Genomic DNA, 16,079 nt, shown 5'->3' on the forward strand with positions numbered 1-16,079 from the left:
CACGATGAAGGGAACAGCAAGACCGCCTCCCTTGCACCTCCATATGCGTCGGTTTTAGGCGAGCAGAGCACCCAGGTCGGAGGCGCCAGGGGGCATAGCCGGATGGCCGTGATTCGACACGAAGCGCGGGACACAGCCCGCGAACCCGACGGCGGCACGCCGGGGCGCTACGAGGTTCTGTTTGCTGGTTTCTTGCGCAATGATTCAATAAATGTTGTATTATCGAACTATGAACGAAGATCAAGCTGTTTCCGCCCTCGGCGCCCTGGCCCACACCCAACGCCTGCGCGTGTTCCGCGCCCTGGTCGTCGCAGGCCCCGAGGGGCTGACGCCCAGCGTCTTGGCCGACCAGCTCGACGTGGCCCGCAACTCTCTGTCCTTCCATCTGAAGGAGCTGGCTCACGCTGGCCTCGTCACCATCGAACAGCAAGGGCGCAACCTGATCTATCGCGCTGACTTCGCGCAGATGAACAGTCTGCTTGGCTACATGACCGAGCACTGCTGCCAGGGCGGCGTATGCGAAGTCACTGAATCTCCCTCCACCTGTGCCTCCTGCTGAAAGGAACTCTCCATGAAGCGCTTCCACGTCCACCTGCACGTCGATGACTTGAACCGCAGCATCGGCTTCTATTCCCAACTATTCGCGGCGCAGCCTGCGCGCGTCGAAGGCGACTACGCGAAGTGGATGCTCGAAGACCCGCCGGTCAACTTCGCCATCTCCACGCGCGGCAGCAAGCCGGGCATCGACCACCTGGGTATCCAGACCGACGACGCCGAGGAACTGGCCGCCCTGAAACTCCGCGCACAAGCCGCCGACATGGCGTTGCTCGACGAAGGCACGACCACCTGCTGCTACGCACGCAGCGAGAAGCATTGGGTCACCGACCCGCAGGGTATTGCCTGGGAGCACTTCCACACGTTAGGCAGCATCCCGGTCTTCCATGAAGCGGCTTCAGTCACGACACCGATCACCGCACCGGCTTGCTGCACAGCAAGCCCCCGTTCTTCCTGCTGTTGAGAAAGCACACCATGACCACAGAGGCCGCATACAACGCACTGTTCATCTGCACGGGCAATTCCGCACGTTCCATCCTCGCCGAAGGCATCCTCAACAAACTGGGCCAAGGGCGCTTTCGGGCGTACTCGGCAGGTAGCCAGCCCAAGGGCGAAGTGCATCCGCTGGCGCTCGCCACGCTGGAGCGGCTGCACATGCCAACGACTGGCTACCGCAGCAAAAGCTGGGATGAGTTCGTAGCGCCGGGGGCGCCGGTGTTCGACTTCATTTTTACCGTCTGCGACAACGCCGCCGGCGAGGCTTGCCCGTTTTGGCCGGGCAAGCCGGTATCGGCTCACTGGGGCGTGCCCGATCCGGCAGCCGTCGAAGGTAGCGAAGAACAACGACTCAAAGCGTTCAAGGATGCCGCGCTGATTTTGCGCCGCCGCATCGAGCTGTTTCTCTCGCTGCCACTGCAACGCCTGGACGCCATGTCGCTGCAACGCGAGTTGCGAAACATCGGCCAAGAGTGAAGAGCGTCACTTCATCAACAACCAATTTGAAAGGACACCCCATGCCAAGCATCCAGATTTTCGACCCGGCGCTATGTTGTAGCACCGGCGTATGTGGCGTTGAAGTGGATCAAAACTTGGTGAACTTCGCCGCCGATGTGGATTGGGCCAAGCAACACGGTGCTCAGGTCGAACGCTTCAACCTGGCACAGCAACCCCTCGCTTTCGCCGAAAACCCGACAGTGAAAGGCTTTTTACAACGCTCGGGCCAAGAGGCGCTGCCCCTGGTTCTGGTCGATGGTGAGGTGGCCTTGGCCGGTCGCTACCCCAGCCGAAGCGAATTGACCCGCTGGGCTGGCATCGAGGCGCCCGAAGCCTCGCCAGCCCAAAACGCCTGCTGCTCTGGCGGCCGCTGCTGCTGAACAAGGAGATCCCATGCACTTCCTGACCCAGCCGCCTCGCTTCCTGTTTTTCACCGGCAAAGGGGGCGTCGGCAAGACCTCCATCGCCTGCGCAACGGCCGTGCAACTGGCGACCCAGGGCAAGCGTGTGCTGCTCGTCAGTACCGACCCGGCTTCCAACGTGGGGCAGGTTTTCGGCGAACGCATCGGAAACCACATCACGATGATTGCCGCCGTGCCGAATCTATGGGCACTGGAAATCGACCCGCAGGCAGCCGCGCAAGCGTACCGTGACCGCATAGTCGGCCCAGTGCGAGGCGTGTTGCCCGATGCGGTAGTGGATGGCATCGAAGAATCCCTGTCGGGTGCCTGCACCACGGAAATCGCCGCCTTCGATGAGTTCACGGCCCTGCTGACCGATGCGGCGCTGACGCAGGATTACGCGCACATCATTTTCGACACAGCCCCTACCGGCCACACCATCCGCCTGCTGCAACTGCCGGGCGCATGGAGTGGCTTTCTGGAAGCAGGCAAAGGCGATGCGTCGTGCCTGGGGCCGCTGGCGGGCCTGGAAAAACAGCGCAGTCAGTACAAGGCTGCGGTAGAGGCGTTGGCCGATCCCTTGCGCACTCGTCTAGTGCTGGTTGCCCGTGCGCAGCGCCCCACGCTGCGCGAGGCGGCCCGCACCCATGAAGAACTGGCCGCTATCGGCCTGTCACAGCAACACCTGGTCATCAACGGCGTATTTCCTGCCAGCGAGGCCGAAACCGATACGCTTGCCGCTGCCATCTACGAAAAAGAGCAGGCTACGCTGGCCGCCATTCCGTCTGTCCTCCAGGCGTTGCCTCGGGATCAGATCGCGCTCAAGCCGTTCAACCTCGTGGGCCTCGACGCTCTGCGCCATCTGCTGGTCGATACCGACGCCACATATGGCGCCGATGCCATCGAGCTGCCCGACCAGATCAATGCGCCGGACTTATCCGCCCTGGTCGATGAAGTCGCTGCCGATGGGCACGGTCTGGTCATGGTGATGGGCAAAGGCGGCGTGGGCAAGACCACGCTGGCCGCTGCCATTGCCGTGGAGCTGGCGGGCCGGGGCCTGCCCGTGCATCTGACCACCTCCGACCCGGCTGCGCATCTGGCCGACACGCTGGAAGGTTCGCTTCCCAATCTGGCTCTCAGCCGCATCGACCCCCAGGAAGCCACGGCACGCTATCGCCAGCATGTGATGGACACCAAGGGCGCGCAGCTCGATGCCGAAGGCCGCGCCTTGCTGGAAGAAGACCTGCGCTCGCCCTGCACCGAGGAAATCGCGGTGTTCCAGGCATTCTCCCGTGCCATCCGCGAAGGGGGCAGAAAGTTCGTGGTGATGGACACCGCGCCCACAGGCCACACCTTGCTGCTGCTCGACGCCACCGGCGCATACCACCGCGACATCGCCCGGCAGATGGGTGAGACGGGCGTTCATTTCACGACGCCGATGATGCAGTTGCAAGATCCGAAGCAGACCAAGGTGCTCATTGTCACCCTGGCCGAAACCACGCCCGTGCTGGAAGCGGCCAACCTGCAAGACGACCTGCGCCGCGCGGGCATCGAGCCGTGGGCCTGGATCGTTAACAACAGCGTGGCGGCCGCACATCCGCATTCCCCGCTGCTGCGCCAGCGTGCACGCAACGAGTTGCGGGAAATCGACGCCGTGGCCACACAACATGCCCAACGCCATGCTGTCGTGCCGCTTCTGACCGAAGAGCCGGTGGGAGTGGAGCGTCTGCGGGCTTTGGCAAACAGGAAAACCTCATGAATCACGACAGCCCCCAAAGCGGGCATTCGATGCTGAACACGCCATCGCGCCTGTCCTTCCTAGATCGCTATCTCACCGTCTGGATTTTCGCCGCGATGGCGCTGGGTGTTGCATTGGGTACGTTCTTCGACGGTTTGCCCGATGCGCTCAATGCGCTCTCGATCGGCACGACCAACGTCCCGATCGCCATCGGCCTGATCCTGATGATGTACCCGCCGCTGGCCAAGGTGCGCTACGAGACGCTACACGAGGTCTTCGCCGACCGGCGCGTGCTGTTGCTGTCACTGGTGCAAAACTGGATCATCGGGCCGGTGCTGATGTTCGTGCTGGCGGTGATTTTCCTACGCGACCAGCCGGAATACATGACCGGCCTGATCCTGATTGGACTGGCACGCTGCATCGCTATGGTGCTTGTGTGGAACCAGTTGGCGCGTGGTGATAACCAGTATGTCGCGGGCCTGGTCGCCTTCAATTCGATCTTCCAGATCCTGTTCTTCTCGACCTATGCCTGGTTCTTCCTGTCGGTGCTGCCGCCTGTGTTCGGCCTGCAAGGCAGCGTCATTGACGTGGGCTTTTGGACGATCACCGAGGCGGTACTGATTTACCTGGGCATCCCGTTCCTGGCCGGCTACCTGACCCGGCGCTCGCTGATTCGACGCAAGGGCCAGGACTGGTACGAGCGTGCATTCCTGCCGCGGATCAGTCCCATCACGCTGGCGGCGCTACTGTTCACCATCGTGGCCATGTTTAGCCTCAAAGGTGCCGACGTGGTGCGCCTGCCGATGGACGCGCTAAAGATTGCCGTGCCGCTGACACTCTACTTCGTGATCCAGTTCCTCATCAGTTTCTTTATGGGCCGGCTGATCCAGGCCGACTACCCACGCACCACCGCCATCGCCTTCACTGCCGCAGGCAACAACTTCGAGCTGGCCATCGCCGTGGCTATTGCGTCGTTCGGCCTGGCTTCGCCTGTCGCCTTCACCACGGTGATCGGGCCGCTGGTGGAAGTGCCGGTGCTCATCCTGCTGGTGCATGTCGCCTTGCGGTTGGGCCGCCGGTGGCGGCTCAAGGGCGCCAGCATGTATTCCGCCAACCCCACGAATCCCTGAACCGAGGCAATGGCATGAGCCAGATCACCATCTATCACAACCCCGACTGCGGTACGTCGCGCAACGTGCTGGGCTTGATTCGCAACAGCGGCGAAGAGCCGACCATCATCGAATACTTGAAAACACCGCCCGACCGCGAGACGCTGAAAACGCTGATCGCTGCGATGGGTGTGCCAGTGCGTGCGGTGCTGCGCGAGAAAGGCACACCTTATGCGGAATTGGGCCTGGATGATTCCAAATGGAGCGACGAACATTTAATCGACTTCATGCTCCAGCACCCCATCCTCATCAACCGCCCCATCGTGGTCTCGCCGCTGGGCGCACTGCTGTGCAGACCTTCGGAAGCGGTGCTGGACATCCTGCCCCAGCCGCAGCGCGGTGCATTCAGCAAGGAAGACGGCGAAGCCGTCGTGAATGCGGAAGGCCGCCGTGTCTGAATCCAGAATCGACCTACCCAATATCGACACCGCGCTGTTCCAGCAACCCGATGCCCAGCGGTTAATGGCACCCGAGCGTGCCACCCACGCGCCGCGCTTCCTGCTGCTCTATGGCTCGCTGCGCGAACGCTCGTTCAGCCGCCTGGCTGCTGAAGAAGCGGCACACATCCTGAGCGCGCTCGGCGGCGAGACACGGATGTTCAACCCCTCGGGCCTGCCGTTGGTGGATGACGCGCCTCACGATCACCCAAAGGTCAGGGAACTGCACGAACTGGTGCAATGGGCCGAAAGCATGGTGTGGAGTTCGCCCGAGCGCCACGGTGCCATGACCGGCTTGATGAAGACCCAAATAGACTGGATTCCTCTGTCGGTCGGCGCGGTGCGCCCGACACAGGGCAAGACGTTGGCGGTGATGCAGGTGTCGGGTGGATCGCAGTCCTTCAACGCCGTTAACCAAATGCGCGTGTTGGGCCGCTGGATGCGGATGCTGACCGTCCCAAACCAGTCTTCGGTCGCCAAGGCATACCAGGAGTTCGATGAAGCGGGACGCATGAAGCCCTCGGCCTATTACGACCGCATCGTGGATGTGATGGAAGAGCTGATGAAGTTCACGCTGCTCACGCGCGACGTGGCGCCATATCTGGTAGATCGCTACAGCGAACGCAAGGAAAGCGCCGAAGCCCTGAGCCGGCGCGTCAATCAAGCAGCGATCTGAGAGCCGCCATCGCAGCAAAATGGGGGCCGAAGCCCCCTCGGTCAAATCAGACCGCGTTCGGCGAAGGATATGGTGCTGCCACCCGCCACGATGATGTGATCCAGCGTGCGGACATCCACCAGCGCCAGCGCCTCCCTGAGCCGCTGGGTCAGTACCTTGTCGGCGCCGCTCGGTTCGGGGTTGCCGCTCGGATGGTTGTGCGAAACGATGACCGCTGCCGCATTGAGCCGCAGCGCCTCCTTGACCAGCTCGCGTGGATACACCGATGCACTGTCGATGGTGCCTCGGAAAAGCTCGCTGTATTCGATCAGGCGATGCTGCGTATCCAAGAACAGCACAGCGAAGACTTCATGCTCGAAACCAGCCAACTTGGCGCTCAGGTACTCCTTGACCGCCACCGGCGAACTGAACGACGCACCGCGCTGCATCTTGTACTCGATGGCCTGGCGCGCGGCCTCCAGAATTTGGTCGGCCGTCGCCAGCAGGTAGCGGCCCTGTGCATCGCGCACCATCAGCGAGGCATCGAACGAGGAAAAGGACAGTTGCGACATGATCGTGCTCCGGTTGCTCGGGCGGAATTGCCCGGAACCGTGGCCAGCACGGCGCAGCGCAAGCAGTCAGGGGTCGCAGACGGCCGCCAGGACGCAAGCGTGCATGGCACGCGCCGCCCTTGACGGCGAGAACGCCGTGATACGGTGAAGGGAACAGCAAGACCGCCCACACCCCGCCCACTGCACACTGTCGTCTTTTGGGCAAGCGAAGCACGCAGGCCCGAGAGGGCCGGAGGCGTCAGGGGTCAAAGCCGGATGGCCGCGATTCGGCACGAAGCGCGGGGCGCAGCCCGCGAACCCGACGGCGGCACGCCGGGACGCCCGACTGCTTGGGGCAGGGCTACTCGTTGTCGGTCTTGCGCTGCTCGATCTGCAACTGCGCCCGCTGCGTTGCCTGTTGTAGCCGCTCCACCAGCACGCCCCTCGGCGGCAAGGCGGTCAGGTACTCGGCGACGTGGATGCCCGACTTGTCCAGCTCCAGCAATTCGATCTGCTCGCGCTTTTTGCCGGTGCAAAGGATGATTCCCAGCGGCGAGGCTTCCTCCGGCTCCCGTTCGTGCTTGTCCAGCCAGCGAAGGTAAAGCTCCATCTGTCCCTTGAAAGCCGCCTTGAACTCGCCGACCTTCAACTCCACTGCCACCAGCCGCCGCAGTTTGCGGTTGTAGAACAGCAAGTCAAGGTGGAAATCTTCGCCGTCAATTTGGATGCGCTTCTGCCGAGCCACGAAGCTGAAACCTGCGCCCAGCTCCAACAGGAAGGATTCCATTTCGCGGATGATCGCCGCCTCCAAGTCGCCTTCCTGCCATGTGTCCCGCAGTCCCAGGAAGTCGAGGATGTACGGGTCACGCATGACCAGGGCGGGCGACATGCGCTGCGCATCGCGCATCGTCGCCAGCTCCTGCGCGATCGTCTCGCCCGGCTTTTGGGACAGTACCGTGCGCTCGTACAGCATCGAGTCGATGCGCTCGCGCAGCGTGCGCACGCTCCAGCGCTCGGCGCTCGCCATCTGCGCGTAGTAGTCCCGCTGGAGCGGGTCTTTCAGCGGGATCAGGGCAATGAAGTGCGTCCAGCTCAATTCTCGTATCAGTGATACGAGAATCTGCTCGTCGGGGAAGGTGGTGGCGAACTGCACCATGCGGCGCAGGTTTTGCTCGGCAAAGCTGCTGCCGTACTCCTTCACCAACTGCGCCGCCAGGGTAGGCAAGACTTCCTTGCCATAAGCGCCCCGGCGCCCGTCCAAGACCTGCGTGTGGATGCGCTGGCCGATGCGCCAGTAGAGCATCGTCAGCTCGCTATTCACCGTCGAGGCGGCGTGCTTACGCGCCGCCTCGATCAGTGCCCGAATGTCGCCCAGCAGCGCCGACGGCGCTGCGGGCGATGCCACAGATGACCGGCGCCTGGTCATGCTGTCGCCTCCGCAGGAGGCTGCTTGGCGCCGGTAATCGCCTTGCGCCGGTTCGCCACCAGTTCGGCCGCCTCGCGCACTGGATCGTCCTCGGTGTGGACATAGCGCATGAACATCACGACGGTCTTGTGCGCCGTCAGCGCCATGCCGACCTTGACCGGGATACCTGAATTGGCAATGTCGGTCGCAGAGCGATGGCGGATGCCATGCGTCCCCACGTGCGTCGCACCCGCCGCCTTGAGCACGCGGCACCAGCCGCCGTAATATTCGCCTGTGGTCAGGTGCTGCGCCGGATGGCGTGGCGACGGCAGCACATAGGGATTGCCTTCCTGTCTCGGTGCCGTCGAAAGCAGCCGGTAGGCTTCCTCGCTCATGGGCTTGGACATGCCGCCGGTCTTGCTGTCGGGCCAGACGACGCGCCGATTCTCCAGATCGACCCATTCCCATTCGAGCGTGACGATTTCGGAGCGGCGGGCGGCGAACTCGAATTGCAGGCGAATCGCCAGAGGGATGACGTAGTTCTCAAGCCCTTCGACCTCGATCTTGTCGAGCTGCCGGAACAGCTTGCCCATGTCGTCGTCGCTGATGAGATGGGTGGACTTGCCGGCAGGGAACATCGGGACATGGCGGCAAGGATTGGTGCCGTCTGGCCGATAGCCCCACACCTCCGCCATGTTGAACATCTTGCGCAGGATGCTGAACGCCTTGTTCGCCTCGGTCTGCTTGTATGAAAGTTTCTCCATCAGCCCGGCAACGTCCGGCCGCTTCACGTCGTGAACCTTCTTGCGGCCCAGCAGCGGGATGATGCAGCGGTCGATGACGCCTTGATAGCCGACTCGGGTGCTGGGCTTGTTGCGCTTCTTGGAGTAGTCCTCCATGAACTTCTTGCACAATTCCTCAACGGTGGGTGCCTGGCGTGCCTCGGCCTTGTCCGCTGCCGGATCGCCGCCCCGGCGCACCTGGGCCAGCCATTCCTGCGCCAGCGAGCGGGCCTGTTCAACGGTCAGCTCGCCGAACAGGCCCAGGGCCGGCTTGCGTCGCTCGCCGGCGTTGGTTCGGTACTGGAGCATGAACACCTTGCGACCGGCCGGCGTAATCTTGCACAGGAAGCCGGGAACAAGGGTATCGCGCAGCTCGATGGCTTGCGCTTGGGGTTGTGCCGCATCTACTGCGGACTTGGTGAGCTTGATCTTAGCCATGATGACTCCTCGGAAAGACCCGATTCCCAGGAGCCTCGTAGGAGCCAGTAGAAGGGAAGCCGGGTCAAGTTTCAGAAAGCACCGGCATATGTTGAACTCGCCTAAGTCATTGATAAACTTGCTGTATATGGCTGTGGCGTAGTCCAGCAAAGTGCGGTACTGGAGTCATCCTGAAATAAAAAAACCCGCTCCGGGGAGCGGGTCTTGTCGGCTTGGAATCGGGCTCAGACGGCCTTTTCCAGCTCCGGTACGGCGTCGAACAGGTCGGCGACCAGGCCGTAGTCGGCGACCTGGAAGATCGGCGCCTCTTCGTCCTTGTTGATCGCGACGATCACCTTCGAGTCCTTCATGCCCGCCAGGTGCTGGATGGCACCGGAGATACCTACCGCGATGTACAGCTGCGGGGCGACGATCTTGCCGGTCTGGCCGACCTGCATGTCGTTCGGCACGAAACCGGCGTCGACCGCGGCGCGGGAAGCGCCGACTGCGGCACCCAGCTTGTCGGCCAGGGCGTAGAGGATCTTGAAGTTGTCGCCGTTCTGCATGCCGCGGCCGCCGGAGACCACGATCTTGGCAGCGGTCAGTTCCGGACGGTCGGACTTGGCCAGCTCTTCGCCGACGAAGGCGGACTTGCCGGCATCGGCCGGGCCGGAAACCTGCTCGACGGCAGCCGAACCGCCTTCGGCGGCGACGGCGTCGAAGCCGGTGGTACGCACGGTGATCACCTTGACCGCAGCCGAGGACTGCACGGTAGCGATGGCGTTACCGGCGTAGATCGGACGCTTGAAGGTGTCGGGGCTGACCACTTCGACGATCTCGGAGATCTGGTCGACGTCCAGCAGCGCGGCGACGCGCGGCAGGAAGTTCTTGCCGTTGGTGGTAGCCGGGGCCAGCACGTGGCTGTAGTTCTTGCCCAGCTCGGCGATCAGCGGCGCGACGTTTTCCGGCAGCTGGTGGGCGTAGGCGGCGTTGTCGGCGACCAGCACCTTGGAGACGCCCTCGACCTTGGCGGCGGCTTCGGCCACGGCGGCAACGTTCTGTCCGGCGACCAGCACGTGGATGTCGCCGCCAATGGCCTTGGCAGCGGCAACGGTGTTCAGGGTGGCAGCCGCCAGGGCCGCGTTGTTGTGCTCAGCGATAACCAGGATAGCCATTAGATTACCTTCGCCTCGTTCTTCAGTTTCTCTACCAGTTCAGCCACGGACTTGACCTTGATGCCAGCGGAGCGTGCAGCCGGCGCCTCGACCTTCAGGGTCTTCACGGTGGAAGCGGTGGAAACGCCCAGGGCGTCCGGGGTCACCACGTCCAGCGGCTTCTTCTTGGCTTTCATGATGTTCGGCAGCGACGCGTAGCGCGGCTCGTTCAGGCGCAGGTCGGTGGTGACGATGGCCGGCAGGTTCAGCGCGACGGTCTGCAGACCGCCATCGATCTCGCGGGTCACGTTGACCTTGTCGCCAGCGACCTCGACCTTGGAGGCGAAGGTGCCCTGAGCGTAGCCGGTCAGCGCGGCGAGCATCTGGCCGGTCTGGTTGTTGTCGCTGTCGATGGCCTGCTTGCCGAGGATCACCAGCTGCGGCTGCTCCTTGTCGACCACGGCCTTGAGCAGCTTGGCCACGGCCAGGGAGTTCAGCTCGTCGTTGCTCTCCACCAGGATCGCACGGTCAGCGCCCAGCGCCAGCGCGGTGCGCAGTTGCTCCTGGGCGGCGGTCGGGCCGACGGAGACAGCGACGATCTCGGTAGCCACGCCTTTCTCTTTCAGGCGTACGGCTTCTTCCACGGCGATTTCGCAGAAGGGGTTCATGGACATCTTGACGTTGGCGAGGTCGACGCCGGAGTTGTCCGCCTTGACGCGGACCTTGACGTTGTAGTCGACCACTCGTTTGACTGCTACAAGAACCTTCATGGATTCCTCGTTATTCTCCGGTGAATAAGGATGTCGCCAGACAGGCCTGGCCGGTGATGCTCGCCGGCCGGAAACCGACACTCTGCTAGACAGCGACCGCAAAACCGCCCGTATCTTGACCGGATCACCCTTTTCGGTCAATACGGCAAAAGGGTGGTTTCCCCCCCTCGAATGCCGATTCTATCAGGCTTCCAAAGAATTCAAACAAACGTTTGTATTGGACCTGCCCATGCAGCTATATATAATGCGCCCGCTCTGATCAGGGAAAGATCTCAGCCACCAATAAACAGATACCGTGAGCCTTGAGTAGGAGATCGATAGTGGAACGCGAATACATGGAATTCGACGTCGTCATCGTCGGCGCCGGCCCCGCCGGTCTGTCCGCCGCATGCCGACTGAAGCAGAAGGCCGCCGAAGCCGGTCAAGAGATCAGCGTCTGCGTGGTCGAGAAGGGTTCCGAAGTGGGCGCCCACATCCTCTCCGGCGCGGTGTTCGAGCCGCGCGCGCTGAACGAGCTGTTCCCCGACTGGAAGGAACTCGGCGCGCCGCTCAATACTCCGGTGACCGGCGACGACATCTACGTCCTGAAGAGCGCCGAGAGCGCTACCAAGGTGCCCAACTTCTTCGTGCCCAAGACCATGCACAACGAGGGCAACTATATCATCTCCCTGGGCAACCTCTGCCGCTGGCTGGCCCAGCAGGCCGAAGGACTGGGCGTGGAGATCTACCCGGGCTTCGCCGCCCAGGAAGCGCTGATCGACGAGAACGGCGTGGTCCGCGGCATCGTCACCGGCGACCTCGGCGTCGACCGCGAAGGCAACCCGAAAGAAGGCTACTACACCCCCGGCATGGAGCTGCGGGCCAAGTACACCCTGTTCGCCGAAGGCTGCCGCGGGCACATCGGCAAGCAACTGATCAAGAAATACAACCTGGACAGCGAGGCCGATGCCCAGCACTACGGTATCGGCATCAAGGAAATCTGGGACATCGACCCGTCCAAGCACAAGCCCGGCCTAGTGGTCCATACCGCCGGCTGGCCGCTGAACGACGAAAATACCGGCGGCTCGTTCCTCTACCACCTGGAGAACAACCAGGTGTTCGTCGGCCTGATCATCGACCTGTCCTACAGCAACCCGCACCTGTCGCCGTTCGACGAGTTCCAGCGCTACAAGCACCACCCGGTGGTCAAGCAGTACCTGGAAGGCGGCAAGCGCGTGGCCTACGGCGCCCGGGCCATCTGCAAGGGCGGCCTGAATTCGCTGCCGAAGATGGTCTTCCCCGGCGGCGCGCTGATCGGTTGCGACCTCGGCACCCTGAACTTCGCCAAGATCAAGGGCAGCCACACCGCGATGAAGTCCGGCATGCTCGCCGCCGACGCGATCGCCGAGGCCCTGGCCGCCGGCCGCGAAGGCGGCGACGAGCTGTCCAACTACGTCGATGCGTTCAAGGCCAGCTGGTTGTACGACGAACTGTTCCGCAGCCGCAACTTCGGCGCGGCCATCCACAAGTTCGGCGCTATCGGCGGCGGCGCGTTCAACTTCATCGACCAGAACATCTTCGGCGGCAAGATCCCCGTCACCCTGCATGACGACAAGCCGGACTACGCCTGCCTGAAGAAGGCCAGCGAAGCGCCGAAGATCGACTACCCGAAGCCGGACGGCAAGCTCAGCTTCGACAAGCTGTCCTCGGTGTTCCTCTCCAATACCAACCACGAGGAAGACCAGCCGATCCACCTCAAGCTGGCCGACGCGAGCATTCCGATCGAGAAGAACCTGCCGCTCTACGACGAGCCGGCCCAGCGCTACTGCCCGGCAGGCGTGTACGAAGTGGTGGCCAACGACGACGGCAGCAAGCGCTTCCAGATCAACGCGCAGAACTGCGTGCACTGCAAGACCTGCGACATCAAGGACCCGGCGCAGAACATCACCTGGGTGGCGCCGGAAGGTACCGGCGGGCCGAACTACCCCAACATGTAAGGCAAACGAAAAAGGCTCCCTCGGGAGCCTTTTTTTCATGCTGCGCCTGTCAGTCCGGCTGCGGGCCGATGGGAAAGAACTCGCCGTGGCTCCAGACGCCGAGCCATTCGATGCCGTCGATCCGGCGCGGCACCGCCAGCTCGACCAGTTGGTAGAACACGTTGCGATGCACCAGCGCCTCGAGGTTGTCGCGCACCCGCAGGTAAGGCGTGGGTTCCTGGGTGCCGGGGTCGATCTCGACGCGCAGCGGATGCCCGGCGTCCGCCTCGACCTCGTCCTCGACGTTGGTGGCGAAGCGCAGTACCTGCGCCCCGCCCTCGCCCTGCACCTGCAGGGTCACCGCGACGAAGGGCGCATCGTCGACGCGGATACCGACCTTTTCCACCGGAGTCACCAGGAAATAGTCGTCGCCGTCGCGGCGAATGATGCTGGAGAACAGCTTCACCATCGGCTTGCGTCCGATCGGCGTGCCCAGGTAGAACCAGGTACCGTCGCGGGCGATGCGCATGTCGATGTCGCCGCAGAACGGCGGATTCCACAGGTGCACGGGCGGCAGGCCCTTCTTTTCGCCCCTGGGGATCTGCGCCAGCAGGTCGTTGGCCTTGCCGGTATCACTCATAGCCTGTTCCTCGACTGTTCAGGCCCAGCAATTCCTGGGCGTATTGCTCCAGCGGCGGACGCAGCAGGTCTTCCGGGGTGGCGTCGTAGAACGTCAGGAAACCGCCGCGGCTGCGAATGGTCGCGCTGTCCACCAGGAAACGGGGGCTGGTCTCGATCAGCATGACCTGGATGACACTGCGATCGCGCCCGACCCGGCCGAGTTCCTCTTCGTCTTCCCACTCCTCCCAGTTGCCGATCCTGTTGTCGCCCCGGGCGAAACGGCAGTACAGCAGGTAGTGGGCGCCGGCGGCACGCGCCTCGCGCATCGCGTCGTCCAGGCCGAGCGGCGCCTTGGCGCGGCGCACCAGCGGGAAATACTCGACGAAACCTTCGAAGGCCTGCTCGGCCACCACGTTCGGCCGCGCGTACCGGTAGCCCGGCGGCACGAACGGGCCCTGGCCGATGTAGATGAAGGAGTCGGCCTGGATCCGCCGGTTGTTGCTGCGCTGGCTGGCGCTGTGATCGAGCACCCCGGCGTCGCGCAGGTAGTAGTCGGCGCCGTCGGCCAGGTCGCTGGGCTTCATGCAGGCGGACAGGCTGCCCAGGAGGAGCATCGCCAGGGCGATACGGAACAGGTGCAACATCGGTCATCTCCCCTGCCGGCGTCGGAAAACCGGCGAATGACGAGCCGATGCAGCTTCCGCGCCATCACAGGCCACGCTGCCACTCCTGGCGCAGGGCAGCGTGCTGCGGCTGCTCGATGGCCTGGCGGACCTCGGCCAGCAGGCGCGCCTTGTCGGCACCCAGCTCGCCCTTGAGCACCAGATAGTTGGAAGCGTGGTCGCTGCGAAATACCGTGTCTTCGAGCTCCAATCCCTGCAACAGGCGTTCGACCTCGACGAACAGGGCACGCCGATCCAGCGCCTCGAAATCGGCGAAGCCAGCACGGAAACGCTGCTCGCCGGTAGGGAAACTCACCACCAGGGTCGACAGGTACTCCGGCTGGGCGGCGTTCATCAGGCGCGCGGAGTTGTCCGCGTGCTGCGCGCTCAGGGTCATTCCGCCCAGACCGTTGAGGATCATCACCGAACGACTGATCCCCGCCTCGCCAAGCTTTTCCAGCGCATCCAGGGTAGAAGAATAGGTCTCGCCCTTGTTGACCCGTGCCAGCACTTCGTCGTCGCCGGACTCGGCGCCGACATAGGCCATTCGCAGCCCGGCGTCGGCCAGTTCGCGCAACTCGTCGACCGACTTCCTGCGCAGGTTGCGCGGCAGGCAGTAGCTGGATACCCGCTCCACCTCCGGCAAGTGCTCGCGAATCGCCTGCAGCACCGCGAGCAGCCGGCGGGTCGGCAATACCAGGGCGTCGCCATCGGCGAGAAACACCCGCTTGACGATCAGGCGCTCGCCGCAGCGGCGGATCTCCTCCAGTACCTCGTTCTCGTCGCGGGCGCGAAATTTCTTTTGCGGCTGGGTATACATCTCGCAAAAGCCGCATTTGTTCCAGGAACAGCCATTGGTCACCGGGAGGATCAGCGAATGCGCCTCGCTCGGGGGCCGGAACACCGGTTCGATGTAGTGGATGGGGAATTCACGGACACTCATCGGAGAACTCCTGAACGAACGTGGAGCCGCCACCGGGACGGTGCCACCGGCGGATTCGCCGGAAATGGGCAGCCGACGTCCCGCCGGCGGATCGATGGGCGACGAGTATATCCCTGCCGGCAAAGAGTGCGCGGGGCGCAGTGACTGCGTCCCGGCACCACAGGTATCAGGCGCTGGGAGCGTCGCCTTCGCGCTTGCGCTTGTTGCCCATGCGCACGCCGATATCCATCAGGAAGTGGAAGAAACCTTCCTGGTCTTCCAGCACCTCGCGCCAGAACGGCGAGTGGTACAGCGCCACGGCGCCATGCACCAACGCCCAGGCAGCGCAATAATGGAAGTACGGCGGAACGTTCTCCAGCTTGCCGTCGGCGATACGCTCCTTGATCAGTTGGGTCAGGCGTTCGAAGTTGGAGGCGCGGATCTTGTGCAGCTCCTCGACCATCTCCGGCACCTGGCTGGTCTTCACCACCTTCTCTTCCAGGCGGTCGAACAGGCGGTAGCGCTGCGGATCGCGCATGCGGAACTCGAAGTAGGCGCGCGACAGGGCTTCCTTGTCGCGGGCTACGTCTTCGGAATGGAACAGGGCGGCGAGATCGCGCTCGTAGTCCAGCATCAGGCGCAGGTAGATCTCCGCCTTGGACTTGAAGTGCTTGTAGATCGTGCCTTTGCCGATGCCGACGGCATCCGCGATCATCTCGACCGTTACGCTGTCTTCCCCCTGTTCGAGGAACAGCTTGAGGGCGGTATCGAGAATCTCCTGTTCACGGCGACGAAATTCACGAACTTTGCGAGGCTCTTTCTGCATAAAAAGACTGTCAGGTCAAAATGAGTCAAAAATCGAAGCCGCGTATTATGCCTATTCAGCACGAAA

18 protein-coding genes are annotated in these 16,079 nt (G+C 63.1%); 9 read left to right on the forward strand and 9 right to left on the reverse strand.

The annotated features are described in order from the left end of the window. The first annotated feature begins 229 nt into the window (after positions 1-229). Genes HMPREF2924_RS12870 through arsH form a run of 8 tightly spaced genes read left to right on the forward strand, consistent with a single transcriptional unit; the run spans position 230 to position 5,969 of the window. On the forward strand, positions 230-559 hold the full coding sequence (locus tag HMPREF2924_RS12870) for an ArsR/SmtB family transcription factor (protein WP_008643211.1): 330 nt from the start codon (positions 230-232) through the stop codon (positions 557-559). A gap of 12 nt (positions 560-571) precedes the next feature. Beyond that, the gene (locus HMPREF2924_RS12875) at positions 572-1,018 is read left to right on the forward strand and encodes an ArsI/CadI family heavy metal resistance metalloenzyme (protein WP_023124804.1); all 447 of its coding nucleotides are present in this window, start codon (positions 572-574) and stop codon (positions 1,016-1,018) included. An 11-nt stretch (positions 1,019-1,029) separates the two neighbouring features. After that, the gene (locus HMPREF2924_RS12880) at positions 1,030-1,527 is read left to right on the forward strand and encodes an arsenate reductase ArsC (protein WP_008643209.1); all 498 of its coding nucleotides are present in this window, start codon (positions 1,030-1,032) and stop codon (positions 1,525-1,527) included. A gap of 41 nt (positions 1,528-1,568) precedes the next feature. Next, positions 1,569-1,928: an arsenite efflux transporter metallochaperone ArsD gene (gene arsD, locus HMPREF2924_RS12885; RefSeq protein ID WP_008643208.1), complete on the forward strand. Its 360-nt coding sequence runs from the start codon at positions 1,569-1,571 to the stop codon at positions 1,926-1,928. A 13-nt stretch (positions 1,929-1,941) separates the two neighbouring features. Further along, complete coding sequence (gene arsA / locus HMPREF2924_RS12890; protein ID WP_023124803.1) at positions 1,942-3,708, forward strand: arsenical pump-driving ATPase; 1,767 nt, start codon at positions 1,942-1,944, stop codon at positions 3,706-3,708. 29 nt (positions 3,709-3,737) lie between these two features. Next, positions 3,738-4,817, forward strand: coding sequence for an ACR3 family arsenite efflux transporter (gene arsB / locus HMPREF2924_RS12895; RefSeq protein WP_021204056.1), 1,080 nt, complete (start codon positions 3,738-3,740; stop codon positions 4,815-4,817). Between the two features lie 14 nt (positions 4,818-4,831). Beyond that, positions 4,832-5,254 (forward strand): arsenate reductase (glutaredoxin), encoded by a 423-nt coding sequence (gene arsC, locus HMPREF2924_RS12900; protein WP_020203139.1) that lies wholly within the window; start codon positions 4,832-4,834, stop codon positions 5,252-5,254. Then, the gene (gene arsH, locus HMPREF2924_RS12905; protein WP_008643201.1) at positions 5,247-5,969 is read left to right on the forward strand and encodes an arsenical resistance protein ArsH; all 723 of its coding nucleotides are present in this window, start codon (positions 5,247-5,249) and stop codon (positions 5,967-5,969) included. The genes arsC and arsH overlap by 8 nt, the downstream gene beginning before the upstream one ends. A 41-nt stretch (positions 5,970-6,010) precedes the next feature. On the opposite strand, the gene radC is transcribed toward arsH, so the two are convergent. From radC to HMPREF2924_RS12930, 5 genes are all read right to left on the reverse strand, one after another. Continuing rightward, a complete protein-coding gene (gene radC, locus HMPREF2924_RS12910; RefSeq protein ID WP_008643200.1) occupies positions 6,011-6,520 on the reverse strand; it encodes a RadC family protein in 510 nt (169 codons plus the stop codon). Between the two features lie 340 nt (positions 6,521-6,860). Next, positions 6,861-7,925: a PDDEXK nuclease domain-containing protein gene (locus tag HMPREF2924_RS12915; RefSeq protein WP_008643197.1), complete on the reverse strand. Its 1,065-nt coding sequence runs from the start codon at positions 7,923-7,925 to the stop codon at positions 6,861-6,863. Beyond that, on the reverse strand, positions 7,922-9,124 hold the full coding sequence (locus HMPREF2924_RS12920) for a tyrosine-type recombinase/integrase (protein ID WP_008643195.1): 1,203 nt from the start codon (positions 9,122-9,124) through the stop codon (positions 7,922-7,924). Before HMPREF2924_RS12920 ends, HMPREF2924_RS12915 begins: the two co-directional genes overlap by 4 nt. A 224-nt stretch (positions 9,125-9,348) precedes the next feature. After that, positions 9,349-10,278, reverse strand: coding sequence for an electron transfer flavoprotein subunit alpha/FixB family protein (locus tag HMPREF2924_RS12925; protein WP_003091099.1), 930 nt, complete (start codon positions 10,276-10,278; stop codon positions 9,349-9,351). Continuing rightward, positions 10,278-11,027: an electron transfer flavoprotein subunit beta/FixA family protein gene (locus tag HMPREF2924_RS12930; RefSeq protein WP_003091107.1), complete on the reverse strand. Its 750-nt coding sequence runs from the start codon at positions 11,025-11,027 to the stop codon at positions 10,278-10,280. The genes HMPREF2924_RS12925 and HMPREF2924_RS12930 overlap by 1 nt, the downstream gene beginning before the upstream one ends. Before the next feature lie 320 nt (positions 11,028-11,347). On the opposite strand from HMPREF2924_RS12930, the gene HMPREF2924_RS12935 reads away from it, so the two are divergent. Continuing rightward, positions 11,348-13,003, forward strand: a complete 1,656-nt coding sequence (locus tag HMPREF2924_RS12935) for an electron transfer flavoprotein-ubiquinone oxidoreductase (RefSeq protein WP_003091109.1) — start codon at positions 11,348-11,350, stop codon at positions 13,001-13,003. 49 nt (positions 13,004-13,052) lie between these two features. On the opposite strand, the gene HMPREF2924_RS12940 is transcribed toward HMPREF2924_RS12935, so the two are convergent. The 4 genes from HMPREF2924_RS12940 to HMPREF2924_RS12955 all read right to left on the reverse strand — a co-directional run bounded on the left by HMPREF2924_RS12940 (position 13,053) and on the right by HMPREF2924_RS12955 (position 16,013). Beyond that, entirely contained in the window at positions 13,053-13,622 is a 570-nt protein-coding gene (locus tag HMPREF2924_RS12940) for a DUF1285 domain-containing protein (protein ID WP_003091111.1), read from the reverse strand. Next, positions 13,615-14,247: a DUF4823 domain-containing protein gene (locus HMPREF2924_RS12945; protein WP_003130722.1), complete on the reverse strand. Its 633-nt coding sequence runs from the start codon at positions 14,245-14,247 to the stop codon at positions 13,615-13,617. Before HMPREF2924_RS12945 ends, HMPREF2924_RS12940 begins: the two co-directional genes overlap by 8 nt. A 64-nt stretch (positions 14,248-14,311) precedes the next feature. Further along, positions 14,312-15,208 (reverse strand): radical SAM protein, encoded by an 897-nt coding sequence (locus HMPREF2924_RS12950; RefSeq protein ID WP_003091113.1) that lies wholly within the window; start codon positions 15,206-15,208, stop codon positions 14,312-14,314. A gap of 166 nt (positions 15,209-15,374) precedes the next feature. Continuing rightward, positions 15,375-16,013 carry a TetR/AcrR family transcriptional regulator gene (locus HMPREF2924_RS12955; protein ID WP_003091114.1) on the reverse strand — a complete coding sequence of 213 codons (639 nt, stop codon included), beginning with the start codon at positions 16,011-16,013 and terminating at the stop codon, positions 15,375-15,377. Positions 16,014-16,079 lie beyond the last annotated feature (66 nt).

The sequence above is a fragment of the Pseudomonas sp. HMSC063H08 genome, assembly GCF_001813645.1.
GTDB classification, from domain to species: domain Bacteria; phylum Pseudomonadota; class Gammaproteobacteria; order Pseudomonadales; family Pseudomonadaceae; genus Pseudomonas; species Pseudomonas aeruginosa.